Raw genomic sequence first — 25,351 nt, 5'->3', positions numbered from 1 at the left:
GGAGGAATGATTCCAGGCGAGGAGAATGGCGATGCGCGCGATACTGGTTCTGCCCCTGGCGCTCGCGCTCGGCGGGTGCATCAAGCTCGGCGCGAAGCCGATGACGTTCACCTGCGGCAATCTGCTGACCGAGAACATCCAGACCTATCATTCGACCCCGCTGTTCGCCGAGCTGCAGCGCGACGCGGGCAACGATGACCCGCTGCCCGGCACTGCGTTGATCGAGGCGGCGAAGCAGCTCCCTGCCGACACGATCGACGTTCGCACCGATCCCGTGGTCCTCGCGCTGGGACGGCGAGGCGAAACACTGATCGAGGACAATCGCCCGCCCGCGATGCTGATGCTGTCCGGCGGCGGCAGCTGGGGGGCGTTCGGCGCGGCGTTCCTCAATCGCTACGGCCGCAAGGACTGGACGGCGGTGGCGGGGATCAGCACCGGCGCGATGCAGGGCCTGCTGGTCGCAGCGGGCGACCATGAGCGCATGGTACGCGAGTACAACATCAAGGTGCAGGAGGACCTCGCCATCACCAACGGCCTGCTCGGCATGGTGCGCAAGGGGTCGGAATACGACCTTCGCCCGCTGCACGGGAAGGTGATGGCCTATCTGCTCGACGCGAGCAGCGGCGAGACCGCGCTCGTCCGCATGGCGCGCGCGGGCAGCCCCGAACTGTTCGTCGGGATGGTCGAGGCGCGCAGCGGCGACCTCAAGGTCGTCGCGGTGACCAAGATGGTCCGATCGGTGCTCAACGACCCCAACCCGACGTCCGACCAGGTCGGCAAGCTCGCCTCGTGCGTGGCCGGCGTCACGCTGGCGTCGAGCTCGATCCCGGTCCGGCTGACGCCGGTGCAGATCGACGGCCAGACCTATCTGGACGGCGGCGTCCGCGCCTCGGTGTTCGATACCGGCATGGCCCGGCGCCACGCCGCGTTCCAGGCGATGCGCGGCCCTCGCGCGCAGCCGTCCGAAATCTACGTCATCCGCAACGGTCCCACGGTCGTGTTCCGCGACGGCCTCGACGAAAAGCTGGGCATCCCCAAGGTCGATGCGCGGCCGGACCTGCTTCGCGTCGGGATGCGCGGCTATTCGACGATCGTCAACCAGAGCGAGCTGATGTCGATCGCCAGCCTGCGCCTCAACCATCCCAAGGGGCCGATCCGCGTGATGACGGCGGATGGGTTCAACTCGCCGGGGATGAACCCGCATCCCTGCGGCCCGCGGCCCGAGGCGGTGTTCCACCCAGGGTTCATGGCCTGCCTGATCCGCTGGGGCGACACCAAGGCGCAGACCGCGAAATGGATCGAGCTCAGCGAGATCGAGCCCCTGCAGCGCCGCCGGCGCTGATCGCCGCAAACCACCGAATACCGCCGAGCCACCCCCCCAATGAGAGGATCGCCATGCCATCCATCAGCTATGACAGCCTTGCCGCCTGGTCCAACTATCACCTGACGCTCGGCGGGACCGCGGGGCCAAATCCCATCCCGTCGATGATCATCGAGAATCTGGGACGGTTCCACGCCGCCGATTGCGGCGGCATGGCCGGACTCGAGCGCTTCGCCGCGACCGGCAAGCCGCTGCTCGACCACCTCGCCAAGCTGGCGAAGATGCTCGACCCCGAGCCGCCACTGCCGCCGCGCGCGTTCGCCGCGGGCATGACGGGACGGGGCTGGAGCTTCAGCGCATTGATCGGGACCGCGGTGTCGCAACTCCAGTGCGACGGGCTGGCGGGGATCGGCGCGCTCGACGCGGCGGAATGGAACCGGGACTGCTGCGTGCCGGCGAGCCGGATCGCGCTCACCAGCGGGGGCACGCGGCTGCGCGAGCTGGTGCGGTGGGCGGAACGCAACGACTTGACGATCAAGACCAGCGGCACGCATCTCGGCGCGACGATCGCGGGCGGGGCGGGGACCGCCAGCCACGGCTCGCGGCTCGGCTTCGGCGGCATCCAGGACATGGTGCTGGGCATGCACCTGATCACCGGCGAGCAGGCGCATGTCTGGATCGAGCGCAAATCCTGCCCCGTGCTCAGCCAGGCGGGGCTCGACCGTCTCGCCATCCCCGGCGCCACGCTCCGCGTCGTGCGCGACGACGACCAGTTCGAGGACGCGCTGATCCATCTGGGCGGGATGGGCATCGTCAACGGCATGGCGATCGAGCTGGTGCCGAACGCCATTTTCGCGCTGATGCAGCGCAAGGCGCGGCTCGAGCCCGAATGGCTGGCGGAGATCGGCCGCGGCGAGTTCGGCAAGGCGGCGGCGCGCCTGCACTGCAAGACGGCGCCCGAATTCTACGAAGTGACGCTCAATCCCCATGCGCCGTTCGACGACGACGCGACGCACTTGATGTATTTTCCGCGCACGCTCGAGCCGCTGCTGCCGCCGGGCGACGCCGGTATCGTCCGGCCGGCCGACGCGATCGCGCAGCTCGGCGAGTGGCTCACCCGCTATGTCGAGGCCCGCGCCGACAAGGCGGCGCAGCCGCAACTGGACGGCCTGTTCGATCCGGGCGATCCGCCCCCGTCGATGATCCGTACGCTGCGGATGCTGCTCGACGGGCATGAATCGGTATTCGCCTATTATCGCGAGAAGGGGCGGTTCGAGCCCAATGCCGGCGAGTTCGATCCGGAGGATCCGCACCGCAAAGGCTATTATTGGAGCGGGCTCCACGGCGACGAGATCACCGGCAACGTGCCCGGCGCGCTGTACAATGCGTCGTTCGCGATCCCGCTCGATCGCGTCGCCGCCGCCGTCCCCGCCATCGCCAAGGCGGTCGCGCAGCTCGAGCCGTCCTTCGTCTTCTCGCTGCGCTTCGTCGCCAAGCCGGCGGGAACGCTGGCCTTCACCCGCTTCGACCATAATGCGGTGATCGAGATCGACGGGCTTTCGCCGCTCATCTGCAAGCTCGCCGCGGCGCAGATCCAGCCCGGCACGCCCGACCCCGACGAGATCCGGCAGGCGCTCGCCGCGCTGTGCGGGACGCTGGAAAAGGGCGCGCTGGCGGTTCGCGGTGCGCTGGATGCGGCGGGGATCCCCTATTCGATGCACTGGGCCAAGCTCGGCCAGCTCGACAAGGCCAAGGTCTATGCCGATTTCGGCCATCCGCTGGAGCAGGATTCGCTGATCCGCCGCTGGCGCGCGACGCGCGACGAGTTGCTCTCGCCGCTGGGCAAGCGCTTGTTCTGGAACGAGACCCTGGTCCTGCTCGGCCTGCTCGATCGGCCGGCACCTTCGAGCTGAAGCCGGCGATCATTCGCAGCGGAAGGGGTGTGGCCGGCCTCAGCCCGCCCTGGTCACCACGAACCGGCAGCTCGCGCAGGCGTCGCCGCCGGCCTGGCTGAACCAGACGCAATGATCGCGGATGCCGCAGGCTGGCAATTCCGCAGCTACTGGTGCGGCGCTCGCCAAGTCGGCTGCGATACGCGCGGGAAGCGAGCAGCCGCTCTGGCTCCAGTTCGCGCAGGCGCGCTCGGCGCAAGGAGCCGTGAAACGGAACTTGCGCTCCGCTTCGCGGCCCTCGCCGGCTGCGCCGAGAAAGGCCTGGTCGACCGGGCGCGGGGTGCCCAGAAAGGCGACTTGTCCCGCGCCGGTGACCACGCCGATCAGCCGCGCCTTTGCCCCTGCGGGAGCACTCGGGCAAAGGGCGCGGCCTTTGGTCATCCGCGGCCGATCGACATGCCGGCGGTGCCGCCGCCATGCCCCCCGCCGAAGCCGCCGCCGATCGAGCGTGCGGCCGGCAGCGGCGTGGCGACGAGATCGCCCCCACTGTCGAGCAGCGCGAGCTCCTCCAGCATCATCCTGCCGAGCCGTTCTTCGATCCGGGCGATCGTGTCCTGGTCCAGCACGACATCGTTGATGGCGACGGTGAAGTTGAACGCGTCCTGACGTTCGGTCATCTGCCTTCTCCTTCGGTTACCAGGTGATCTTGACCTCACCCTTGACCGACCAGTCGCCGTTGCTCTTGGCTTCGCCGGTGACCGAGGCCTCGCCGCCGCGCGGCGTGGGGCCGTTCGCCGCGGCCATTTGCGCGACGCGCAGATTGTCGATCACCTGATCGAGCGCGGGATCGTTGATCGCCGCGATCATCTTGCGGCGGCACTCGCCCAGGTCGCCGAGGTCGCAGTCGGGCACGATGAATTGAAAGCTGGTGTCAGCCATGATTGGTCTCCACTTCTCTTGGGGTTGATCAGAAGCGCCAGGAGCAGCCGCCGCCGACGGACCAGCCGCCGCCGGAATGGGCCGACCCGCTGATGCCGCACTCGCCGCTGCCGCGCGGTGTGGGCCCGCCCTTCACAGCATTCCCGGTGACCGCGAGGTCGCGGACCAGCGTCTCGAACTCGCGGTCGTTGACGATCTCGATCATGCGCGTGCGGCACGCCGAGATGTCGGTCAGGTCGGCGTCGTCGAAGCGGAACCGGCAGTCGAAGTAATCGGTCTTCATAACGTCCTCCTCAATTGAACATGCGGTTGGAAAATCTGCTCGAATCGCCGAGCAGGGTGGGTACTTGCGGAAAGCGCGCGGCGATCAGCGGCGCGATGGTGGCGACCATGTCACTGAACGAGATGGCGGGCTGCGCCGCCAGCGCGTTCAGCGCGTGGTAGGAGAAAACGCCGTGCCGCAGCCCGTTGGGCATGCGATCGTCCCATGCCGGCTGCTCGGCGCGCGCCGCGGCCAGGATCACGCGCTGCACCTGGGTCTGGGCGCGATCGAGGCTGCCGAAGCTGCGGACCGTCGGTTGCGCGAGCCACGCGCGGCTCAGCGCCTTTTCCTCCTCCTCGATCATCAGGCAGCGGGGCAGGGGGACATCCAGGGGCTCGCCAACGATGAGCCGGCGCATCATCCCGCCCGAGTGACAGGAGTCCATCACCAGCGTCAGCCGCGCGGAGGACGGGAAGCCCGACTGGTCGATCATCGCCGCGAGATCGGCGTCGAACAGCATGAAGCCCTCATAATCGCCCGAGGTGCCGGGATAGGCCACGATGGTCTCGTCGATGACGTCGTCGGCGATCCCGGTGACCGGATCGCGGCGCCGCAGCCGCGCGCCATGTCCGGCGAAGAAGAACACGCGCTGGTCGCCGGGGCTGACATTGTCGAGCAGCCACGCCAGGTCGTTGAGCAGGGTCAGCTTGGTGGCCTGCGCGTCGGCACGAACGCGCAACTCGGTCCCGCCGAGCCCGAGCGCGCCACGCAGCGCCTGGCTCCAGCCCGCGCGGTCGTTCGCGCACCCGGGCAGGTCCTGCATCAGCCGGCCATAATCGCCGATACCCACGACCAAAGCTCGATTCATCTGGCGGTCCTTCGCGTGAAATTCGGATCGCCGCTTGTACGCAGCGTCCGTCAGGCGAACGTGAGCCCGGCGTCCGAAGAGCGTGAAAAGATGCGCTGGAATCGCTTGCCAGTCAGACAGGTTGCTTCATATGATAGGCTATCGCTGCAATATGTAGAACGTTGCCGAGGAGAGGTCGCATGCGGGTAAGGGCGGTGTTGGCATCCCTGTTGCTTATGGTTGCCTCGTCACCCGGCGCGGTGTTCGCGCAGGACCAGGCGACGGCGCCCCAGCTCGGGCCGAAGAGCTGGGTCGATCCGCTGACCAAGCATCGCGTGGTCCGCATCAGCGAGGTGCCGGGCAGCGCGAGCCTCTATTTCCATCAGAACAGCTACACGCCGCAGGGCGACAAGATGGCGATGTCGGTGCCCGAGGGCATCGCCGCGGTCGACCTCAAGGACTGGAAGGTCGTCACGCTCGTCCGCGACCCCGGCGCGCAACTCCTCTTCACTGGCCGCAAGACGCGCTCGGTCTATTTCCAGAAGCGCACCGGCACGGGCGTGACGATCTTCGCCGCCGATATCGACACCGGCAAGGTGCGCGAGATCGCCAAGGTCGAGCGCGGCACGATCGGCTCGATCAACGCCGACGAGACGCTGTTGCTCGGCCAGTGGGCGGCAAGCGACAAACCGCTCCAGCCCGGCATGGAGCGCAAGCCGCAGGACCGCCAGCAATTCGGCCAGGCCAACTACCAGGCGCTCGGTCCCGACGGGAAGCCTCTGACCTTCGCCGAGGCCAAGGAAGTGCGGATGAACGAGCGGCTCGAGGCCGGCATCCCGATGGAGATCTTCACGATCGACGTGAAGACCGGCGCGCGCAAGGTCGTCGTCGCCTCGGACAAGGACTGGCTCAACCACATCCAGTTCTCGCCGACCGACCCCGCTCAGATCATGTATTGCCACGAAGGACCGTGGCACAAGATCGACCGCATCTGGATCGTGCGCACCGACGGCACTGGCAAGAAGCTGGTGCACAAGCGCATCATGAACATGGAGATCGCCGGGCACGAGTTCTTCTCGCCCGACGGCAAGTGGATATGGTACGATCTGCAGCTGCCGCGCGGCCAGGATTTCTGGGTGGCGGGCTATGAACTCGCGACCGGCAAGCGGAAGTGGTTCCACCTCGAGCGCAACGAATGGTCGGTGCACTATAATCTCTCGCCCGATCTCAAGCGCTTCTCGGGCGATGGCGGGGACAGCGAGATGGTCGCGCACGCGCCGGACGGCAAATATCTCTATCTGTTCGCGCCCAACGACGTGCCCGACGTCGCCGGCATCCACGCGCCCGACAGCGCGAACCTGATCTCGCCGGGCTTCTTCACCTCGGAGAAGCTGGTCGACATGCGCAAGCACGACTATCGGCTCGAGCCCAACATGACCTTCACCCCCGACGGCAAGTGGATCGTGTTCCGCTCGAACATGGACGGGGCGAACCACGTCTATGCGGTCGAGGTGGCCAAGGCGGGGTAGGGATGTCCGCGCTCGCTGCCCTGAGCGCGCTTGCCGCCTGTGCCGCCGCGCCAGCCCCCGCGGCGGGTGGGGATGGAGCAGCCTTCCGCATCTTCCAGTTCCCCGCCGATGCGATCCCGCGGATCGATGGCGACGCCGGCGACTGGGCGATGGTCGGGCCGGGTTACACGATCGGCACCGGCGCGATCGCCGCTGACGATGGTTCCGGCCGCCGGCCCGATCCCAAGAGCCTCGACGTCAAGGTCCGCGTCGGCTGGGTAAAGGGGCTCAACCGGCTCTATTTCCTCTACGAAGCGGAGGACGATTACTGGAGCTTCGCGCAGCCGGGCCTCACCAACGACATCTTCGAGCTGGTGGTCGACGGCGACCGTTCGGGCGGGCCGCTGATCGCGCGCTTCCATCCCGAGCTGGGCAAGACGCTGTCCGCGCAGGGTGCGTGGTTCGGCTTCCAGAACATCCACGCCCAGAACTACCACATCTTCACCCCCGCGGGGGACAAGGACTGGGCGATGGCTTGGGGCCCACAGGCCTCGTGGATCAAGCGGCTGCCTTGGTCGAACATCGCCTATCGCCATGGCTTCAGGCACGGCGAGGGCGGCAAGCTCGTCATGGAATTCTGGATCACGCCGTTCGACCATGCCGATCCCGATGATCCCGCGAAATCGATCGAGACCGAGCTGACCGAGGACCGGGTGATCGCGATGGCCTGGGCGGTGATCGACGATGACGGGCCGGGCGGCAAGCGCGGCTTCTGGAACCTCTCGCCGCATCACACCATGTATGGCCAGGCTTCGCAGCTCTGCCGGTTCCGGCTGATGCCGCTCGATCCCGCGCTGGCCAAGCCGGTCGCCGTGGATTGGTCGTTCCGTATCTTCGACCGCGATCGCCGCACCGTCGCCTTTCGCGACGAATCCGCCGGCGCCACCAGCTGGAAATGGGACTTCGGCGACGGCGCCACCTCGACCGAGCGGCATCCCGTCCATCGCTACGCGACACCGGGCAAGTTCGTGGTCACGCTCGAGGTCGAGGGGCCGAAGGGCAGCGCCCGGCTCCAGAAGGTCTGGGACGTCTCATTCACGGGGGATCCGCCGAAATGACCGACATGCTCAACCGCCGCGCGCTGATCGTGGCGGCGACCACCGGCTCGTTGCTGGGCCTTCCCGCGCGTGCCGCGGAGCCTGCGCGGATCTTCGACGTCCACGATCACGGCGCGAAGGGCGACGGCGTGACCCCGGACGCCGCTGCGATCCAGCGCGCGATCGATGCCGCCGCGGCGGTGGGCAAGGGCGCGCGCGTCCTGTTGCGCGCGGGCAGGAAATATCTCACCGGCCCGCTCACGCTCAGGGGCGGGATCGATTTCCATCTTCAGGGCGACGCCGTGCTGCTCGCGAGCGTCCGCGTCGAGGATTATCCCGATCCGCTCGCCGGCGTGCTCCACGCCAATGGCGCGGACGGCCTCACGATCAGCGGCACCGGCGCGATCGACGGGCGCAGCCCGGAGTTCATGGAACGCTATGATGCCGAGGGCGAATGGTGGGTGCCCAAGAGCTTCCGCCCGCGCCTCGTCGTGCTGGAGAATTGCGCGAACCTGCGCATCCGCGACCTGACGCTGCGCCAGGCGCCGAGCTGGACGGTGCACCTCGTCGGATGCCGCCGCGTGCTGGTCGATCACGTCACGATCCTCAACCAGATGGACGTGCCCAATTGCGACGGCATCGATCCCGACCATTGCCAGGAAGTCGAGATCCGCAACTGCCGCATCGTGTGCGGCGACGACGCGATCGTGATCAAGACCACCGCGCGCTTCCCGCAATATGGGCCCTCGCGGAACATCTGGGTGCATGATTGCGTGCTCGAGACGCAGGATTCGGGGCTCAAGATCGGCACCGAGACGACTCAGGACATCCATGACATCCTGTTCGAGCGCTGCGAGATCAAGCAGGGCTGCCGCGGCCTCACCATCCAGCTGCGCGACCAAGGCAATGTTTTCAACATCCTGTTCCGCGACATCCGCTTCACCGCGCGCTATTTCTCGGCGCCGTGGTGGGGGCGGGGGGAGGCGATCTCCTTCACCGCGATTCCACGCACGCCCGAGACGAAGCTAGGCCGCATCTTCAACGTGAAGGTCGAGGACGTCCGCGGCCGCGCCGAGAACAGCATCCGCATCGACGGCCATGCCCGCGGGCATGTCAGCGACATCATGCTCGAGAAGGTCGATGTGACCTTCGAGCGCTGGACCAAATATCCCGGCGGCGTGTTCGACAACCGCCCGACCAAGGTCGCGACCGAGATCGAGAAGCACGCGACGCCCGGCATCAGCATCCGCCGCGCCGAGCGGGTCGTTCTGCGCGACTGCACGGTCCGCTGGGGCGCCAAGCGGCCGGACTATTTCACCCACGCGCTCCACGCCGAGGATTCCCCTGGACTGGTCCAGGTGCGCTTTGAGGGAGAGGCGGCGCATGCGGAGGTGGAGGCCGTACGGATCGACTGAGCATTTCATCTTGTCTAACAGATTTATCTGATAATCTCATTATGTGAAACATGTACCCACTATTTTGACACGGCCATTTTTTCGGTGCATGAATCGCGCAGGCGCACCGGCAGAGAAAGTCTTGCCTCCAGAGACTCGCGGACGAGCCGATCCCAAGGTGATGGAGAGGAGAAACATGAAGACTTCGAATCGTGGCGTCAGTTTTGCGCGTGCCGTCTCCGCCTTTGCGCTTGCTACCGGTGTCAGCTGGTCGGGCGTGGCGCTTGCGCAGACCGAGGCGCAGCCGGCTGAGCAGGCCGAGGAGACGCAGGAGGTCGTCGTCACCGGCCTGCGCGGCTCGCTCGAAAGCGCGCTCAACGCGAAGCGCGAATCGAACGATATCGTCGATGTCATCAATGCGCAGGACATGGCCGACTTCCCGGACGCCAACGTCGCCGAGTCGCTGCAGCGCGTTCCGGGCATCTCGATCGAGCGTGACGCGGGCGAGGGGCGCAACATCACCGTGCGCGGCCTGGGCGGCGACTTCTCGCGCGTGCGCCTCAACGGCATCGAGGCGATCTCCGCCACCACCGGCTCGACGCTCGGCTCGACGATCAACCGCGGGCGCGGTTTCGACTTCAGCCTGTTCGCCTCCGAGCTGTTCAACTCGATCACCGTGCGCAAGTCGCAATCGGCGGAGATCGACGAGGGTTCGCTCGGTGCGACCGTCGATCTCACCACCGCGCGCCCGTTCGACCGCAAGGGCTTCCGCGGCGCGGTCTCGGTGCAGGGCGCCTATTACGAGATGGGCAAGCATGTGCAGCCGCGCGTCGCCGCTTTGGTCAGCGATACCTTTGCCGGCGACACGATCGGCCTGCTGTTCTCGGCCGCCTATTCGGAGCGCACGGTCGAGGAAGAGGCCTATTCGAACACCGCGTTGTCGGATTATTGGGAGCAGCTCAACGGTTTCTGCCCGGTGGTGCCGGGCAGCTCGGTGACGCCGATCAACACGCTCGTCACCACGCAGCCCTTCACGCCCAACTGCACGCCCGCGCCGGGCGCGGTGCCCGGCTCGACTCCCGCGGCCTATGCCGAGATCGCGCGCGCCGGCGTGTTCATCCCGCGTCTCCCCGGCTATGGCCGCTTCATCAACCGCCAGAAGCGGCTCGGCCTCACCGGCTCCTTCCAGTGGCAGCCGAGCGAGGCGACGCTCTTCACCGTCGATGCGGCCTATTCGCGTTACGACCAGGAGAAGAACGACCTCGCCACCAATCCGATCAGCTTCAACCGCGGCAACGGCACCGCCCAGGGCAGCCTTACCGCGGCGCAGGCTACCGGCCGGCCGAACATGAAGGTGCGCGAAGCCGACGTCGATGAGAATGGGCTGCTGCGCTATGGCGTGTTCGACGACGTCGATTTCCGCATGACCAACGCCTATGAGCGGTCGCGCACGAACTTCTGGCAGGTCTCGGGCACGCTCGATCAGAAGATCGGAGAGCGGGGCGAGCTCAAATTGCTCTACGGCCAGTCGCGCTCGCTGTTCGAGATCCCCGAATTCACCCTTATCTCGTTCGACCGGCTCGACAGCGATGGCTTCGTCTATGACACGCGCGCCGACAAGCGCCACGGGCTGCTCGACTTCGGCTTCGACGCGTCGGATCCGGCGAACTGGGGCTTCATCAACGGCTATTCGGACATCCGCGTCCAGCGCCAGCGCGTCGACAACCAGTTCCGCAACGGCAAGATCGACCTGAGCTGGGAGTTCAGCGACGCGATCACCGGCAAGGTCGGATACGCGTACAAGAAGTTCACCTTCGAGACGCGGAGCCTGTCACGCACCGCCTCGACCATCGTCAACGGCAACATCCCGGCAGGCACTTCGCTCGCCAGCCTCAGCACGCCGATCAACGGCTTCGGCCGCGGCCTCAACCTGCCCGAAGGCTCGACGATCGACTTCATCGTGCCGAACATCGAAGCGTTCGAAAAAGTCTATGATTTCAACTGCAACTGCGTGAACGCGCTCGGCGACTTCCGCATCGCGACGAGCGCGGCGCTGGGCAACAACCGCTATGTTCGCGAGACCGATCACAGCCCCTACGTGCAGCTCGATTTCAACTTCCCGCTGAGCGACACGCTGCGCCTGCGCGGCAATGTCGGTGCGCGCTATGCCTTCACCAACCAATATTCGCGCGGCTTCATCTCGGCGGCGCTGCCCGCGGTCGAGGCGCGGCGCAAATATGAGGACTTCCTGCCCGCCGCGAACCTGAGCTTCGAGATCGATCGCGACCTGATCCTCCGCGTCGCCTGGGCCAAGGCGATCTCGCGCCCGGCGCTGGGCAACCTCACGCCGGGCGGCGCGGTCACGGTGACCGGCACCAACTATTCCTCGACCGTCGGCAATCCCGACCTCGAGCCGTTCCGCTCGACCAATTTCGACGTCAGCGCCGAATGGTATTTCCAGCGTGGCGGGGTGATCTCGGTCGCGTTCTTCCAGAAGGATCTCAAGACCTTCGCGCAGCAATTGCTGACCCAGACGACGATCGCGAACAGCGGCATCCCGCTTTCCGCCTTCCCGGCGGGGACCGATCCCAACGCGCCGATCAACATCACCAACTTCCAGACGACCGAAGGCGGAAGGATCCGCGGCCTGGAGATCAACTACCAGCAGCCCTTCACCTTCCTGCCGGGCTTCCTCAAGAATTTCGGTGCACTGTTCAACTACACACGCATCAATTCGGAGATCACCTACTTCCTCACCGCCAACGCGGCAGGTCCGAAGTTGAGCGACCAGCTCGTCAACGTCTCGCCCAACTCGTTCAACGCGACGCTTTACTATGAGGCGGGTGGGCTCTCCGCGCGCCTGTCGGGGGCCTATCGCAGCGAATATCTGCGCACCGTGCCGCTTCGCGCGGGCCTCGCCGATGCGACCGGCAGCTACTCGACCTTCAACCTCGATGCGTCGATCTCCTACGACGTCACGCCGAACTTCGGGATCAGCATCGACATGCTGAACCTGACCGACCAAGCGACCGACTTCTGGGACGGCAAGACCATTCGCGACCAGCAGGTCTATTCGAAGACCGGCCGCCAGTTCTTCGTCGGCGCGCGGTTCAAATTCTGATCGTCTAACTCGGCGTCCGGCCGGCGCGTGCCGGCCGGCACCACTCGAACAGGGAGCACAGGATGGTGAAGCAGCTTCTGGGCGGCGCGATGCTCGCCGCCCTGGTTTGGGTCGCGCCCGCAAGCGCCAGCGATGTCGGCAAGCGCTATGCGCCCGAGATGCAGACCGTGGTCGACCGCGTGACTGGCCGCCCGCTCAAGGTGCTGACCGCGGGCAAGTCGAGCGATTCCAAAATCTACCCGACCCACCAGCAATGGACGAAGGACGGCAACCATATCGTCTTCCGCTCGGCCAACCGCGCGGCCTCCGGACCGCAGGCGTTCGTGGTCAACGAGATCACCGGTGACATCATCCAGATCACCGACAGCCCCGGGGTGAACACCGGCGGCCTCAACGTCGCGCGGCTCTCGAACAAGGTCTATTACACGCGCCAGCCGGGCGGTGCGGACGATGGCGCCGAGCTGGTCGAGATCGATCTCGAGGCGCTGCTCGCCGACGCCTACAAGGGCACGCCGCGCGCGCAGGGCTATGAGCGGATCGTCGCGACGATGCCCAAGGACGGCTCGATCACCACCGGTTTCGCGCTCGATGCCGACGAGAAGACCGCGTACATCAGCTTCAACCAGCGCAAGCCGCCCCCGCGCGCGCCGGGCGCGCTTGCGCCGCAGGTGCCGAGCGGCATTCGCGCGGTCAACATCGCCAGCGGCGCGACCAAGGTGATCCTCAAGACCCCCTGGCTGATGGGCCATATTCAGGCCAACCCGATCAAGCCGGGCGAGATCATGTACTGCCACGAGACCGGCGGCGACGCGCCGCAGCGCATGTGGCTGGTCAAGGGCGACGGCTCGGACAACCGCCCGATCTATGTCGAGGGGCCGGACGACTGGGTGACTCACGAGCAGTTCGCCGACGGCGACCATGTCATCTTCAACCTGATGGGCCACACGATGAAGCTGCGCCAGAGGCCCTCGGGCCTGATGGTCGTCTCGCTGCGCGACGGGCGCGTCGAGAATCTCGGCCAGACCGACAGCTACACCGTCACCCGCAGCGAGCTGAAGTACTTCAACAGCGTCAACATCCCGCAGGACGACTCGAACACCGGCGGATACTGGCATAACGCAGTCACCTATGATGGGCGCTGGGCAGCGGGCGACGATTTCGACGGCAATGTCCACGTCATCGACCGCAAGACGCTCAAGCGCACCCTCGTCACCGCCGGTCACCGAATGCGGCCTGACCATGCCCATCCGAGCTTCAGCCCGGACGGCACGCGCATCCTGCTCCAGTCGGGGATGATGACCGACGGCGAGCGGTTGTCGCTGATGATCGCGCCGGTGCCCGACGGCAAGGACATGTGAAGCACTCGCGGTGGCGCGTGCAACTTGTCTGACTGGAGATAAGTAATATATCATACATCTGGTCGGCATGTGGCCGATGCTGACGGAGGTTTTCGGCATGCCGCTTGGCGCCGTCGCGCGGATATTGGCTGTGCTCGCCCTTTTCTGGGCACTTCCAGCGACCGCGGGGCAGAGCGAATGGATCGCGGGCGCGTGGCAGTCGATCGTGCTCGACGATGGCGCGGCCCCCGCCCAGGGGTACGAGCAGCCCGGCTTCGACGACCGGAGCTGGACGCGCGTGGCGGTGCCGCACAATTGGCAGGGCTATTCGTACAACCGCCAGCTGCGCGTCGGTGCACGACATGGCGTGGCCTGGTACCGCAAGCAGCTCCGCATCGCGCCGCCGCGCGCCGGCGAGCGGATCGCGATCCGCTTCGAAGGGGCGAACAGCTACGCGACGGTGTGGCTGAACGGCCGCCGCGTCGGACGGCATGGCGGCGGCCTGACCGGCTTCGCGGTCGATGTGACCGACGCGGTCGTCGCGGGGGACAATCTGCTTGCGGTGCGGATCGATCATCCGGCGGGAATCACCGATCTGCCCTGGGTGTCAGGCGACGACCAGCCCGAGAACGGCTTCGCCGAGGGCTCACAGCCGTTCGGTATCTTCCGTCCGGTGCATGTCGAGCGCAGTAGCGCGCTGCGCGTGCGGCCGCATGGCAGCTATGCCTGGGGCAAGGAGGGCGCGATCACCGCCGAGCGCGCCACGCTGACGACGCGAGTCGAGCTCGAGAACCGCGCCTCCGAGCGGCGGACGTTCACGCTCGAAACCGCGCTGATCGACCCGAAGGGCCGGGTGGTGGCACAACGGCGCAGCGAGGAAGCGCTCGCGGCCGGCCACGCACGCACGGTCGAAGCGGACTTGCCCCCAGTCGCGGGGCCGCAGCTGTGGTCGCCGGATCGCCCAGTGCTCCACACGCTACGCGTCCGCATCCTCGCGAACGGGCGTGAGATCGACCGGCAGGAGACGGCGACCGGCATTCGCACCATCCGCATCGTCACGGACGAGGCGGGGCAGCGGCGCCTGCTGGTCAATGGCAAGCCGGTCTTCCTGCGCGGGGTCGCCGAATACGAGCATCTCCTCGGCGGTTCGCATGCCTTCTCCGATGCGCAGGTGGCGGCACGCGTCGCACAGGCGCGCGCGGCGGGCTTCAACGCCTTTCGCGACGCGCACTATCCGCACAATCTCCGCTACGGCGATGCTGTCGCGCGTGCGGGGATGATGTGGTGGCCGCAGTTCAGCGCACATATCTGGTTCGACAATCCGGCGTTCCGCGCGAATTTCCGTGCGCTGCTCGAGGATTGGGTGCGCGAGCGGCGCAACAATCCCGCGATCTTCCTGTGGGGCCTGCAGAACGAGAGCCGACTGCCCAAGGCGTTCGCGCAGGAGATGGTGGCGGTGATCCGCGGGCTCGACCCGACGGCATCGGTCGAGCGGCTGGTGGTGACCTGCAATGGCGGCGAGGGCACCGACTGGGACGTACCGCAGAACTGGTCCGGCACCTATGGGGGCGACCCCAAGAAATTCGGCGAGGAGCTGACGAAGCAAGGGTTGGTTGGCGAATATGGCGGCTGGCGCTCGCTCGAGTTGCATGACGAAGCGCCGCACGGCGCGACGCCGCCGACCTCCGAGAACCATTTCGCCGAGCTGATGCAGATCAAGGCGCGGCTGGCCGAGAGCGTGCGCGACCGGGCGATCGGGCATTTCCAATGGCTGCTCGCGACGCACGAGAATCCCGGCCGGCCGATGCGCGCGGACGGCACCCAGATCTGGGATGGGGTGCGTGCGCTCGATCACATCGGCCCGTCGAACAACAAGGGACTGATGACGCTGTGGGGTGAGCCGCTCGATGCCTATTACATGTATCGCGCGCGCAACGTCCCCGCATCGGCGCCGATGGTCTACATCGTCTCGCATAGCTGGCCCGATCGCTGGCGTGGCCCGGGGCAGGTTTCGGGAATCGAGGTCTATTCGAACTGCGCGGCGGTCGAGCTGTTCAACGACGTCGGGGCGCGCATCTCGCTGGGGCGGCACGCGCCCGACAGGGAAGGGCGCTTCCGCTGGAACGATGTGCCGCTGCGCTACAATGTGCTCTCGGCGGCGTGCATCGAGGATGGGCGGATCGCGGCGCGCGACCGGATCGTGCTCAACAATCTGCCGCCAGCGCCAGATGCCGAGGCCCTGACCGACAAGGTCGCGTTGACCGCGTCCGCGCCGGGATTTGGCTATGTCTATCGCGTCAATGTCGGCGGCGACACGGTTTCGGACGCCGCGGGCAACCGCTGGGCGGCTGACCGGCAGCTTGCCGGGAATGCCGGCGGCTGGGGCTGGCGGAGTTGGGCTGAAGCCTATCCCGGGCTCGATCCGATGCTGGGAAGCCGGCGCAGGACCTTCGATCCCATCGCGGGGACCGATGCCCCCGCGCTGTTCCAGGACTTCCGTTACGGGCGCGACCAGCTCGGCTGGCGCTTCCCGGTTCCCGATGGCCGTTACCGCGTCGAGCTCTATTTCGCCGAGCCTTGGTATGGCCGTGCGGGGATCGATGCACGCGGCTGGCGCGTGTTCGACGTCGCGATCAATGGCCGCACCGTGATCGACGATCTCGACATCTTCGCCGAAGCCGGGTTTGGCCGGGCGCTGCGCAAGGTGGTCGAAGTGGATGTTCGCGGCGGCGCGGTCGAGATCGGCTTTCCCGAGGTGAAGGCGGGTCAGGCGGTGCTTTCCGCGATCGCGATCGCCACCCGCGGTGGGACGCCAGTCGCGACCGAGCCGGGCAGCGACCTGATCGCACCGCTTCCCGCCGGCTCGCGCATGTCGATCGCGCGCTTCGTCGACAACGGTGCTGCGGCAAGTGCCGCGTCCGGGGCGCCGCGCTGGACCGGGCTTCCTCCGGCATTGCTCGACAGCGATCAGCTGACCCCCGCTGCGCTCGGCCGGGCCGGCATCACCCGGCTCACCGTTCGCCATGATGCCGTGCTCCATGCGGCAATCGGCGAGGATATGCCCGTGCCAGCAGGCTGGCGCATGAGCGACGCGCGTGCATGGCTGATGGGGGAGCGGTTGCAACCCGTGCGTTTCGTCACCCGCACGCTCGGCAAGGGCGAGACGGTCGAGGTACCAGAGACGATGCCAGTGCTGGTCCGCCGCGTGCTGCCCTCGCCTTATGCGCCGGGCAACTTCACCTTCGCCAAGGACCGCAGCCTGCACGAAGCGGAGGACGAGAAGGTCCGGCTCGAAAGCGCCGCGCGCGCCAGCAGCGTGCGTGGTCATTCCGGTCCGGGCTATGTGGCAGTGTCGGGGCGGGGGACAATCAGCTGGACCATCGAGACCGGCGCGGCGGGCAAGCGCCAGATGCAGCTGCGCTTCCAATCGCCGGGCGTGGCACGCGCCGGCCGTATCGCGCTGCGCGACTCGAGCGGTATCGTCGTGGCGACGATGCCCGTCGCCTTTGCCGCCACGGCGGGGGAGTGGAGCTGCGTCACCGTCGCCACGCCCGGCTTCGTCAATGCCGGGACCTATGCGGTGACGCTAAGTACGGAAGAGGTCCTGATCGACTCGCTGAAATTCGAGTGACGCGTTGGATCAGGCGCCCGGAATCGGCGTCGCGGGTGCGCGGGCCGCTCGATAGGCAGCTTCGACCGCGCCATCGTCTTTCGGTCTGGTTCCCGCGGCTAATCGCCGCACCGGACCGGTAAAGCTACGGATCCCAGCGGCGCTAGGTCGCGGCGATTGAAGTCGCCGCGGAGCAGGTACCTTGAAACTGGACGTGCGTGTCGAGAGCTGGCCGATGCGGTCGCCGTTCCGCATCTCGGGCAAGGAATTCACCAGCGCGGAGATCGTCGTGGTCGAAGCGCGCGACGGCGCGCATCGGGGCCGAGGGGAGGCTTGCGGGGTCTATTATACGGGTGATCTTCCCGACCGGATCGTCGCTCAGGTCGAGGCGCTGAAGCCGGCGCTCGATGCGCTCGACAGGGACAGCCTGCAGCATCTGCTGCCGGCCGGCGGCGCGCGCAATGCAGTCGATTGTGCGCTCTGGGAGCTGGACGCGGCGCGCGCGGGCAAGCCGGTCTGGCAGCTGGCGGGCCTCGATGCCGTCCGCGCGCTGCCGACGGTCTTCACGATCGGGATCGACAGTGTCGAGCGCATGGCGAACCAGGCGTCCGGCATGACGCATGCGCGCGCAATCAAGGTCAAGCTTGCCGGCGACCACCATGATGCCGCGCGCGTCCGCGCCGTCCGCGCTGCACGGCCGGACGCCTGGCTCGGCATCGACGCCAATCGCGGCTTCGATCGCGCGGGATTTCTGGCGCTGCTGCCGGTTCTGCACGAGGCGCGGGTTGCGCTGATCGAACAGCCCTTCGCGATCGGCCGCGAGGGCGACATGGCCGGCATCGATCGCAGCATTCCGGTCGCGGCCGACGAAAGCGTCCAGCAACTCGCCGATCTGTCCGGGCTGGTCGGCCTGTTCGACATCGTCAACATCAAGCTCGACAAATGCGGCGGCCTCACCCACGCGCTGGCGATGGAGCGGGAAGCGCGGCGGCTGGGGTTCCGCGTGATGGTCGGCAACATGACCGGAACCTCCTGGTCGCAGGCCGCCGGCTTCGTCCTCGGGCAGCGCTGCGACTTTATCGACCTTGACGGACCGACCTTTCTGGCCGGGGACCGCGATCCTGCCGTGCGCTACGTCGACGGCATGATCCATTGCATCGACGCGGTCTGGGGGCTGGGCACCGCGGCCTGACGCGCGAAGGCCGCGCGCCGATCGATCAAGCATGGCGCGCGCATCGCTGCCAGGATCTCCGCTCAACATTGGGGAAAGCCCGGATATGGCAGCAGGATCGAGCGGACGGATCACGCGCGAAGACGCCTTCGCGATCGGGCAGTTGGATGCGACCGGGCAGGCCGCGCTCGTCGCGAATGGCGAACTCGCGCCGGTCGATCTGGTCGAAGCCGCGCTGATCCGGATCGACGCCCTCGATCCCGCGCTCAACGCGCTGACCTTTCGCGATGACGACACCGCGTTGCGGCGCGCTCGGGCAGCAAAAGGGGCGATGGCCGGCGTTCCCTGGCTGGTCAAGGACGGGCTCGACTATCCCGGCATGCCGACGCGCAGCGGATCGCGATCGCGCCGCGATGCCGCCGCCGGAACGGCCGCCTTTCCCTATACGAAGCGGCTGGACGAAGCCGGCCTGATCGCGCTCGGCAAGACCAATGCGCCCGAGTTCGGCCTGCTGCCGACCACCGAGCCGCTGCTCTACGGCGCCGCGCGCAACCCCTGGGCGCTCGATCGGTCGCCGGGAGGATCGAGCGGGGGCGCGGCGGTCGCCGTCGCCTCGGGCATGGTCCCGCTCGCGCATGCGGCGGACGGCGGCGGATCGATCCGGATTCCGGCGTCGAACTGCGGGCTGATCGGGCTGAAGCCGGGACGCGGCGGCAATGTCCGAGCGCGGGGCCCGCATGTCATCGAAGACCTGCTCGTCGGAGACACGCTGCTCGCGCGGTCGGTGCGCGACGTCGCTTGGGCAACCGCGGCGACCGCGCCGCCGGGCGCGCCGATGGCGATCCCCGATCGCCGCCGCCTGCGCATCGCGATGATCCCGGAGAGCCTCGATCGGGGCCCACCGTCGCCCGAAGTTCGAGTCGCGCTCGAGTTCGCGGCCGGTCTCTGCGCCAGCCTAGGCCATGATGTCGAGCTGGTCCCGTCGCCGGTCGACGGTCCGGCCGTCGCTGGGGCATTCCGGACGGTCTGGGGCTATCTCGCGCAGGATTCGATCCGCGATGCGGTCGCGCGGCTTGGGACCTACGCAGTCGAGGTGCTCGAACCCTGGACGCTCGATCTGGCCGACTGGGGGAGTGCGATCGAGCCGATCGACGCCGATCGGTTGTTCGGCACGATCGCGACGGCTGAAGCTGCCCTGGGCGCGTTCTTCACGGACTATGATGCGATCCTTTCGCCGGTGCTGCGCCTGCCCGCGCTGCGTATCGGCGCGCTCGCGCCCGACCGTCCGTTCGACGAGATCATGGCGCTGATGTTCGACTATGTCTCCTATACGCCGCTTCACAATCTGACCGGTCTGCCGGCGATCTCGCTCCCCCTGTTTCCGGGCTTTGCCGATGGCCTTCCGATCGGCAGCATGTTCGCCGCGGCGCGGGGCCGGGAGCCGTTGTTGCTGGCGCTCGCCTATGAGCTGGAGGCGGCGGCGCCGTGGAGCGGGCGCTGGCCGGCGCACTCAATCGGCGCGATGTCCGTGCCGTCCGCTGCGTGAACATCGGCTCCAAACAGCTTCGCGCCCACGCTGTTTCGCGAAACATCTAGCGCCTTGCCCAGCGACCTGATCGGTTAAGTGCTCGACCTTTTCGGTCAAGTGGTGATCGTGCTTTCCGCCACTATGTGTAACAACGTGCCGCCGGCGTGATGGCATCGGCGGCAGAGACGGATCGCGACGCGGATCGGGTTGCCCGGCCGCGCGGTGGGAGACAGGACATGGCCAATCCCGAGTTTCGCGCGCGGATGCCGATGGAGCGGAGCATCCAGGACATCAAGCAGATGAATCACTGTCTGCACGACGCGATGCCCGTGCTCGCACCGGTGCATGACGGCTGGCCCAAGCCGGTGGGGGAAGCCGGCTTCCGCTACGATTATGACATCAACATCGCGCGCGGCGGGTGGGAGTTCCACGAGCTCGGCGCGGGCCTCAGCGTGATTATCACCGACATGGTCGCGTCGATGCCCACGCCGCGCCGCCATCACATGACCGACCATCTCGTCATGTCGATCGTGATCGACGGCGTCATCCCCTTCGCCGACCCGCGCGGCGCCGGATCCGCCGATCCGATGAGCCGCGGCTTCTGCACCGTCTACGGCTTGTACGAAGGCAGCGCGGTCGAGACGCTGTACGAACCCGGCAAGCATCTGCGCTGGCTTACCATCGCGATCGAATGCGGGCGCTTCCGCGAGGCCACCGGCATCGACCCGGCCGAGCTTCCGCACGATCTGGGAGACTTCCTGGCCGGCATCGCCGAACTGCCCGCGCGCCGCGTGCCGGTCACCCATCCGGCGGTGGCGCTCGCCGCGCACCATCTGCTCGAATGCCCTTATGGCGGGACCTTTCGCAGCGCCTATATGCGCTCGAAGGTGATGGAGCTGATCTGCCACGTGCTGGCGGCGATGAGCGATCCTGCACAGGTCCATGCCGGCGAGCGGCTGTCGTCGGTCGATATCGGCAAGCTCGAGCAGGCGATGCACAAGGTGCGCGCCGACCTGCAGGCGCCGATCCGGGTCGACGACCTCGCGTCCGAAGTCGGCCTGTCGCGGCGGCGGCTGCAGCATGGCTTCCGCCAGCTGTACGGCGATACCGTGTGCAACGTGCGCGACCGACTGCGGATGGAGCTGGCGCTCGACCTCGTCGTCGATTCGACGATGTCGATGATCGAGATCGCGATGGAGACCGGCTACGAGCATCCCGCCAGCTTCACCCGTGCCTTCAAGGCGACCTTCGCGGCGTCGCCGGTCGCGACCCGCAACGCCGCGCAGGCCGGCCGGTTCGCTCGGCGGCGGCGCGATGGCGCGGGCCATCGCACCGCGCGATCCTAGGCTTGCTCGAGCAGGCGGTCGACGATCTTCGCCGGGCCGTGCACAAGCGGGTCGCAGCACGGCAGGCCCGTCTCGGCCTCGATCTCCGCGATCACGGCCTCCACCCGATCGGCTGGCAGCGTGCTGCTATTAATGCTGATCCCGACGACCCGGACCGCCGGGTTGGTCAGCCGCGCCGCGGCCAGCGTCATGTCGGTCAACTCGGCGATGCCCGGCACGGGATAGTCCAGTCCGAGCAGTTTTTCCCGGGTGGGCTCGTGGCAGACGACCAGCGCGTCCGGCTGGCTGCCGTGGATCAGGCCGAGCGTCACCGCGGCATAAGCGGGATGGGCGAGCGACCCCTGTCCCTCGATCACGTCCCAATGATCGGGATCGGCGTCGGGCGACAACCATTCCGCCGCGCCCGAGATGAAGTCGGCGATGACTGCGTCGATCACGACGCCGCGGCCCGCGATCAGCAGGCCGGTCTGCCCGGTCGCGCGGAAATCGGCATCGATCCCGCGCGACCGCATTTCCTGCTCGATCGCGAGCGCGGTGTATTTCTTGCCGACCGCGCAATCGGTGCCCACCGTCAGCAGCCGCTGGCCCGAGCGCTTGACGCCAGTGCCGGGCAGGAAACGGCGCGTCGGGGCGCGGACGTCGTGGATGGTCCTGCCGTGGCGCGCGGCGGCCTCGGCGATCGCCGGAATGTCGGCCAGCCGCTGGTGCATGCCCGATGCGACATCGAGGCCCGCCTCGATCGCCGCGATGATGCTCGCGATCCAGTTGTCGGGGATCACGCCGCCGACATTGACGACGCCGACGATCATCGTCCGCGCGCCCTGCGCCTGGGCTTCGGCGGGTGTCATCTCGGGCAAGCCCAGGTCGGCGGTGCAGCCGGGCAGGCGGAACTGGCCGAGGCAGAGCTCGCCGCGCCATTGCCGGATACCGGCGCCCATCTTGTCCATGCCCACCAGATTGGCATCGCCAAGAAACAGGAGATACGGGCTTTCCATTCTGAACCATCCTCGACTGCAGGTGATGCGAGCTTGGGTGGCGCAGGTGGGCCGCTACCGCTTTGCAGGACGGACCGCTCGCTAAGCGTCTCGGGCACAATGCGAAGATCTCGCTCCGCTTCCGCCCGGCAATGCCAATCCGGCGCCCGTTTCGGTAGGGTCGGCCCCGCCGCCGCCGCTATGCTCGACGGCTCGAACGACAGGATGAGAGGGGCGGGATGGACGCGATGACAGACGGCACGGCGCGGCGCCAGCGCATGGTGCTGCTCCTCCTCCTGAGCGCCACCTATGCCGTCAACTATGTCGATCGCCAGATTCTCGCGATCCTGCTGGAGCCGATCAAGCGCGACTTCGATTTGAGCGATTCGATGCTCGGCCTGCTCGCCGGCCCGGCGTTCGCGCTGTTCTACGCGACGATGGGGGTGCCGATCGCGGTTCTTGCCGATCGCCGGTCGCGTACGCACATCATCGGCTTCGCGCTGATCTGCTTCAGCGCGGCGACCGCCGCGTGCGGGCTCGTCACCCAATTCTGGCAACTGGTGGCCGCGCGCGTGATGACCGGTGTGGGCGAGGCGGGTACCGGCCCGGCCTCGCAGTCGATCATCACCGATCTCTTCCCGCCCGAAACCCGGGGACGCGCCCAGGCGACCTATGCCGTTGGGGTCAATATCGGCATCATGGTGGCCTTTCTGGTGGGAGGATGGCTGGCCCACCGATATGGCTGGCGGGTCGCCTTTATTGCCGTGGGCCTGCCCGGGCTGCTGCTCTCACCCTTCTTCTTCACGCGCGGCCGCGAGCCGGCGCGGCGTGACCCCGGCGCCGCCGCGGCCGCCCCCTCGATGATGGCCTGCCTGCGTTTCCTGCGTGGCCAGCGTGCCTATTGCTGGCTCGTCGTCGGCAGCGGCCTCAGCGCCTTTGCCGGCTATGGCGTGGCGACCTTCGTGCCGGCCTTCCTAATGCGCTCGCACGGCCTGGACACGCAGCAAGTGGGGGCGATCTTCGCGATCATCCTGGGCATCGGCGGAGGCCTGTGTACCTTTGGGTCGGGGGTGATGGTCGACTGGCTCGGCAAGCGTGACGTGCGCTGGTACATGCGCGTGCCGATCATCGGCATCCTGCTCGCTTTGCCGTTCTGGCCGCTGTTCCTGCTGGCGCCGAACATCGTCGTCGCGATCCTCGCCGCGATCGTGCCGCTTTCGGTCAGCGCGGTCTATATCGGGCCGGTCATCACCACGATCCAGATGCTCGCCCCACCCCGGATGCGCGCGCGGGCGGCGGCGATCCAGCTGTTCATCGGCAATCTGATCGGGCTGGGGCTGGGGCCGCAGGTCATCGGCATCGTCAGCGACGCGCTGGCGCCGGTCTATGGCAATGATTCGCTGCGCTATGCGCTGCTTGCGGGGGTGGCGGCGAGCTTCTGCGCGATGTTCGCCTATTGGCGGGCATCGCGAACGCTGGCGGCGAATGTCGCGCGGGTGGCGCCTGCCTAGAGCGCCGGGCGCCGCCGCAGCAATCGGCCGGCGGCGGCGGTCACGCGGCCCGCTTCGGGGGTGTAGGCGCTTGCGCCATTGACCCACACTTCGGCGATTCCGCCCGCGGCCTGCACAGGATCGGCGAAGGTCGCCCGGTCGATCACGGTGGCGGGATCGAACAGCACCAGGTCGGCGAAGGCGCCGGGCCGCAGGACGCCGCGATCCTCCAGGCCGAAGACGTGCGCCGGCATGCCGGTCATCTTGTGCACCGCCGTCTCGAGCGGAAACAGCCCGACGTCGCGCGCATAATGGCCGAGCACGCGCGGGAAACTACCCCACAGCCGCGGGTGGGGCAGCCGGTCATGGGGCAAGCCGTCGCTGCCGATCATCGTGCGCGGATGCGCGAGGATGCGCCGGACGTCACCCTCGTCCATGGAGAAGTAGACCGCGCCCGCCGGTTGCAGACGCCTGGCCGTCTCGCCCTGGTCGACGCCCCACTCATCGGCGATGTCGGCGAGCATACGGCCCGCCGCCTCCGGACATGCCAGCGACCAAGTGATCTGCACCGGCAGATCGTCGCGCAGCAGCTCGACCAGCAATGCGGTCGACGAGGCGGCATAGGGATAGGCGTCGAGATCGACGCGCTGTGCCGCGCTGGATCGCTCGATCAGCGCGAGCGTGTCGCGCGATCGGCCGAAATTCTCGCGCAGCGCGCATTTGTGATGGCTCAGCACCACGGCGCAGCCGACCGTCCGCCCGATCTCGAGCGCTTCCTCGATCGCTTCGACCACGCGCGTCCCCTCGTCGCGCAGATGCGTGACGTAGAGGGCGTCGTGCGCGGCGAGCGGCGTGGCGATGCCGCTGACCTCCGCGGTGGTCGCGGCGCGGGATGGCGGGTAGGCGAGCCCGGTGGAGAACCCCGCGGCGCCTTCGTCGAGCGCCTGCGCCAGCAGCGCGCGCATCGCCGCGATCTCGTCGGGCCGCGCCTCGCGGTCGAGCTCCTCGCCCATCACCGCGACACGCAGGCTCATATGGCCGACCAGCGCCAGCGCATTGACCGCGGGCGGCTGCGCGGCGAGACGCGCGGCATAGGCGGCGAAGCTGCCATAGACCCACCAGCTCTCGTCGCCGAGCAGGTCGAGCGGAGCGACCGGCCGCGTCGTGGACTTGAGCGGCGCCAGGCTCACGCCGCAATTGCCGACGATCACGGTGGTCACGCCCTGCGACACCTTGCAGGTCATGTCGGCCGGATCGCCCAGGATCGCGCGATCGTCATGCGTATGCGAATCGATGAAGCCGGGGCCGAGCGCGAGACCGCCGCCGTCGATCTCGCGCGCCGCGGTCCATGCCGACAGATCGCCGATGGCCGCGATGCGGTCGCCGACCACCGCGAGGTCGCCATGGGCAGGCGCTGCGCCGCTGCCGTCGATCAGCAGGACGTTCCAGAACAGGGTATCGGCGTGTTTCATGCGAGCTTCCGGGTCTTTCCTGGCCGGCGATCCTGCCGCCAT

Annotated in this window: 19 protein-coding genes; 12 read left to right on the top strand and 7 right to left on the bottom strand. The window is 67.6% G+C overall.

Translation table 11 applies throughout. The annotated features are described in order from the left end of the window. Positions 1 to 31 precede the first annotated feature (31 nt). Both ACO227_RS17990 and ACO227_RS17985 read left to right on the top strand, forming a co-directional pair. On the top strand, positions 32 to 1,342 hold the full coding sequence (locus ACO227_RS17990) for a patatin-like phospholipase family protein (RefSeq protein WP_423603738.1): 1,311 nt from the start codon (positions 32 to 34) through the stop codon (positions 1,340 to 1,342). Positions 1,343 to 1,395: 53 nt separating this feature from the next. Then, positions 1,396 to 3,234, top strand: a complete 1,839-nt coding sequence (locus tag ACO227_RS17985; protein WP_423603736.1) for a hypothetical protein — start codon at positions 1,396 to 1,398, stop codon at positions 3,232 to 3,234. Positions 3,235 to 3,273: 39 nt separating this feature from the next. Here ACO227_RS17985 and ACO227_RS17980 read toward each other — a convergent pair whose 3' ends face one another. The 5 genes from ACO227_RS17980 to ACO227_RS17960 are packed head-to-tail and all read right to left on the bottom strand — an operon-like array spanning position 3,274 to position 5,282. After that, positions 3,274 to 3,654 carry a hypothetical protein gene (locus ACO227_RS17980; RefSeq protein WP_423603735.1) on the bottom strand — a complete coding sequence of 127 codons (381 nt, stop codon included), beginning with the start codon at positions 3,652 to 3,654 and terminating at the stop codon, positions 3,274 to 3,276. Continuing rightward, a complete protein-coding gene (locus ACO227_RS17975) occupies positions 3,651 to 3,890 on the bottom strand; it encodes a hypothetical protein (RefSeq protein WP_423603733.1) in 240 nt (79 codons plus the stop codon). The genes ACO227_RS17980 and ACO227_RS17975 overlap by 4 nt, the downstream gene beginning before the upstream one ends. 16 nt (positions 3,891 to 3,906) lie before the next feature. Continuing rightward, positions 3,907 to 4,152 carry a hypothetical protein gene (locus ACO227_RS17970; RefSeq protein WP_423603731.1) on the bottom strand — a complete coding sequence of 82 codons (246 nt, stop codon included), beginning with the start codon at positions 4,150 to 4,152 and terminating at the stop codon, positions 3,907 to 3,909. Between the two features lie 28 nt (positions 4,153 to 4,180). Continuing rightward, a complete protein-coding gene (locus ACO227_RS17965) occupies positions 4,181 to 4,435 on the bottom strand; it encodes a hypothetical protein (RefSeq protein ID WP_423603729.1) in 255 nt (84 codons plus the stop codon). Between the two features lie 10 nt (positions 4,436 to 4,445). Continuing rightward, complete coding sequence (locus ACO227_RS17960; RefSeq protein ID WP_423603727.1) at positions 4,446 to 5,282, bottom strand: caspase family protein; 837 nt, start codon at positions 5,280 to 5,282, stop codon at positions 4,446 to 4,448. A gap of 215 nt (positions 5,283 to 5,497) precedes the next feature. Between ACO227_RS17960 and ACO227_RS17955 the strand changes: the two genes are divergently transcribed. The 9 genes from ACO227_RS17955 (at position 5,498) to ACO227_RS17915 (ending at position 21,373) form a co-directional block, all read left to right on the top strand. Next, positions 5,498 to 6,790: an oligogalacturonate lyase family protein gene (locus ACO227_RS17955; RefSeq protein WP_423603725.1), complete on the top strand. Its 1,293-nt coding sequence runs from the start codon at positions 5,498 to 5,500 to the stop codon at positions 6,788 to 6,790. 2 nt (positions 6,791 to 6,792) lie between these two features. Then, positions 6,793 to 7,887: a PKD domain-containing protein gene (locus tag ACO227_RS17950; RefSeq protein ID WP_423603723.1), complete on the top strand. Its 1,095-nt coding sequence runs from the start codon at positions 6,793 to 6,795 to the stop codon at positions 7,885 to 7,887. Then, on the top strand, positions 7,884 to 9,281 hold the full coding sequence (locus tag ACO227_RS17945) for a glycoside hydrolase family 28 protein (protein ID WP_423603721.1): 1,398 nt from the start codon (positions 7,884 to 7,886) through the stop codon (positions 9,279 to 9,281). Before ACO227_RS17950 ends, ACO227_RS17945 begins: the two co-directional genes overlap by 4 nt. Positions 9,282 to 9,456: 175 nt before the next feature. Next, positions 9,457 to 12,381 carry a TonB-dependent receptor gene (locus ACO227_RS17940; protein WP_423603719.1) on the top strand — a complete coding sequence of 975 codons (2,925 nt, stop codon included), beginning with the start codon at positions 9,457 to 9,459 and terminating at the stop codon, positions 12,379 to 12,381. A 62-nt stretch (positions 12,382 to 12,443) separates the two neighbouring features. After that, a complete protein-coding gene (locus ACO227_RS17935) occupies positions 12,444 to 13,739 on the top strand; it encodes an oligogalacturonate lyase family protein (RefSeq protein ID WP_423603717.1) in 1,296 nt (431 codons plus the stop codon). A gap of 97 nt (positions 13,740 to 13,836) precedes the next feature. After that, complete coding sequence (locus ACO227_RS17930) at positions 13,837 to 17,349, top strand: malectin domain-containing carbohydrate-binding protein (protein ID WP_423603715.1); 3,513 nt, start codon at positions 13,837 to 13,839, stop codon at positions 17,347 to 17,349. Positions 17,350 to 17,530: 181 nt separating this feature from the next. Continuing rightward, positions 17,531 to 18,520: a dipeptide epimerase gene (locus ACO227_RS17925; RefSeq protein ID WP_423603713.1), complete on the top strand. Its 990-nt coding sequence runs from the start codon at positions 17,531 to 17,533 to the stop codon at positions 18,518 to 18,520. An 85-nt stretch (positions 18,521 to 18,605) separates the two neighbouring features. Further along, positions 18,606 to 20,045, top strand: a complete 1,440-nt coding sequence (locus ACO227_RS17920) for an amidase (protein ID WP_423603711.1) — start codon at positions 18,606 to 18,608, stop codon at positions 20,043 to 20,045. Positions 20,046 to 20,263: 218 nt separating this feature from the next. Beyond that, entirely contained in the window at positions 20,264 to 21,373 is a 1,110-nt protein-coding gene (locus ACO227_RS17915) for a helix-turn-helix transcriptional regulator (RefSeq protein WP_423603709.1), read from the top strand. Here the strand turns inward: ACO227_RS17915 and dgcN are convergent. Further along, the gene (dgcN, locus tag ACO227_RS17910; protein WP_423603707.1) at positions 21,370 to 22,368 is read right to left on the bottom strand and encodes an N-acetyltransferase DgcN; all 999 of its coding nucleotides are present in this window, start codon (positions 22,366 to 22,368) and stop codon (positions 21,370 to 21,372) included. The genes ACO227_RS17915 and dgcN overlap by 4 nt on opposite strands. Positions 22,369 to 22,586: 218 nt before the next feature. Between dgcN and ACO227_RS17905 the strand changes: the two genes are divergently transcribed. Further along, entirely contained in the window at positions 22,587 to 23,858 is a 1,272-nt protein-coding gene (locus ACO227_RS17905; protein ID WP_423603705.1) for a spinster family MFS transporter, read from the top strand. On the opposite strand, the gene ACO227_RS17900 is transcribed toward ACO227_RS17905, so the two are convergent. Continuing rightward, positions 23,855 to 25,309 (bottom strand): N-acyl-D-amino-acid deacylase family protein, encoded by a 1,455-nt coding sequence (locus ACO227_RS17900; RefSeq protein ID WP_423603704.1) that lies wholly within the window; start codon positions 25,307 to 25,309, stop codon positions 23,855 to 23,857. The two genes, ACO227_RS17905 and ACO227_RS17900, sit on opposite strands and share 4 nt — an antisense overlap. Between the last annotated feature and the right edge of the window lie 42 nt (positions 25,310 to 25,351).

Source organism: Sphingomonas sp. MS122 (genome assembly GCF_049532975.1).
In the GTDB taxonomy this organism is placed as follows: domain Bacteria; phylum Pseudomonadota; class Alphaproteobacteria; order Sphingomonadales; family Sphingomonadaceae; genus Sphingomonas.
This window is presented reverse-complemented; position numbering and strand designations above follow the sequence as displayed.

What these genes read in the sequence shown, in the direction of transcription:
- ACO227_RS17935 (WP_423603717.1), top strand. Translation starts at nt 12,444, where the DNA reads ATGGTGAAGCAGCTTCTGGGCGGCGCGATGCTCGCCGCCCTGGTTTGG.
- ACO227_RS17985 (WP_423603736.1), top strand. Translation starts at nt 1,396, where the DNA reads ATGCCATCCATCAGCTATGACAGCCTTGCCGCCTGGTCCAACTATCAC.
- dgcN (WP_423603707.1), bottom strand. Translation starts at nt 22,368, where the DNA reads ATGGAAAGCCCGTATCTCCTGTTTCTTGGCGATGCCAATCTGGTGGGC.
- ACO227_RS17920 (WP_423603711.1), top strand. Translation starts at nt 18,606, where the DNA reads ATGGCAGCAGGATCGAGCGGACGGATCACGCGCGAAGACGCCTTCGCG.
- ACO227_RS17980 (WP_423603735.1), bottom strand. Translation starts at nt 3,654, where the DNA reads ATGACCAAAGGCCGCGCCCTTTGCCCGAGTGCTCCCGCAGGGGCAAAG.
- ACO227_RS17905 (WP_423603705.1), top strand. Translation starts at nt 22,587, where the DNA reads ATGGACGCGATGACAGACGGCACGGCGCGGCGCCAGCGCATGGTGCTG.
- ACO227_RS17955 (WP_423603725.1), top strand. Translation starts at nt 5,498, where the DNA reads ATGGTTGCCTCGTCACCCGGCGCGGTGTTCGCGCAGGACCAGGCGACG.
- ACO227_RS17960 (WP_423603727.1), bottom strand. Translation starts at nt 5,282, where the DNA reads ATGAATCGAGCTTTGGTCGTGGGTATCGGCGATTATGGCCGGCTGATG.
- ACO227_RS17940 (WP_423603719.1), top strand. Translation starts at nt 9,457, where the DNA reads ATGAAGACTTCGAATCGTGGCGTCAGTTTTGCGCGTGCCGTCTCCGCC.
- ACO227_RS17915 (WP_423603709.1), top strand. Translation starts at nt 20,264, where the DNA reads ATGGCCAATCCCGAGTTTCGCGCGCGGATGCCGATGGAGCGGAGCATC.
- ACO227_RS17970 (WP_423603731.1), bottom strand. Translation starts at nt 4,152, where the DNA reads ATGGCTGACACCAGCTTTCAATTCATCGTGCCCGACTGCGACCTCGGC.
- ACO227_RS17965 (WP_423603729.1), bottom strand. Translation starts at nt 4,435, where the DNA reads ATGAAGACCGATTACTTCGACTGCCGGTTCCGCTTCGACGACGCCGAC.
- ACO227_RS17900 (WP_423603704.1), bottom strand. Translation starts at nt 25,309, where the DNA reads ATGAAACACGCCGATACCCTGTTCTGGAACGTCCTGCTGATCGACGGC.
- ACO227_RS17990 (WP_423603738.1), top strand. Translation starts at nt 32, where the DNA reads ATGCGCGCGATACTGGTTCTGCCCCTGGCGCTCGCGCTCGGCGGGTGC.
- ACO227_RS17930 (WP_423603715.1), top strand. Translation starts at nt 13,837, where the DNA reads ATGCCGCTTGGCGCCGTCGCGCGGATATTGGCTGTGCTCGCCCTTTTC.
- ACO227_RS17975 (WP_423603733.1), bottom strand. Translation starts at nt 3,890, where the DNA reads ATGACCGAACGTCAGGACGCGTTCAACTTCACCGTCGCCATCAACGAT.
- ACO227_RS17945 (WP_423603721.1), top strand. Translation starts at nt 7,884, where the DNA reads ATGACCGACATGCTCAACCGCCGCGCGCTGATCGTGGCGGCGACCACC.
- ACO227_RS17950 (WP_423603723.1), top strand. Translation starts at nt 6,793, where the DNA reads ATGTCCGCGCTCGCTGCCCTGAGCGCGCTTGCCGCCTGTGCCGCCGCG.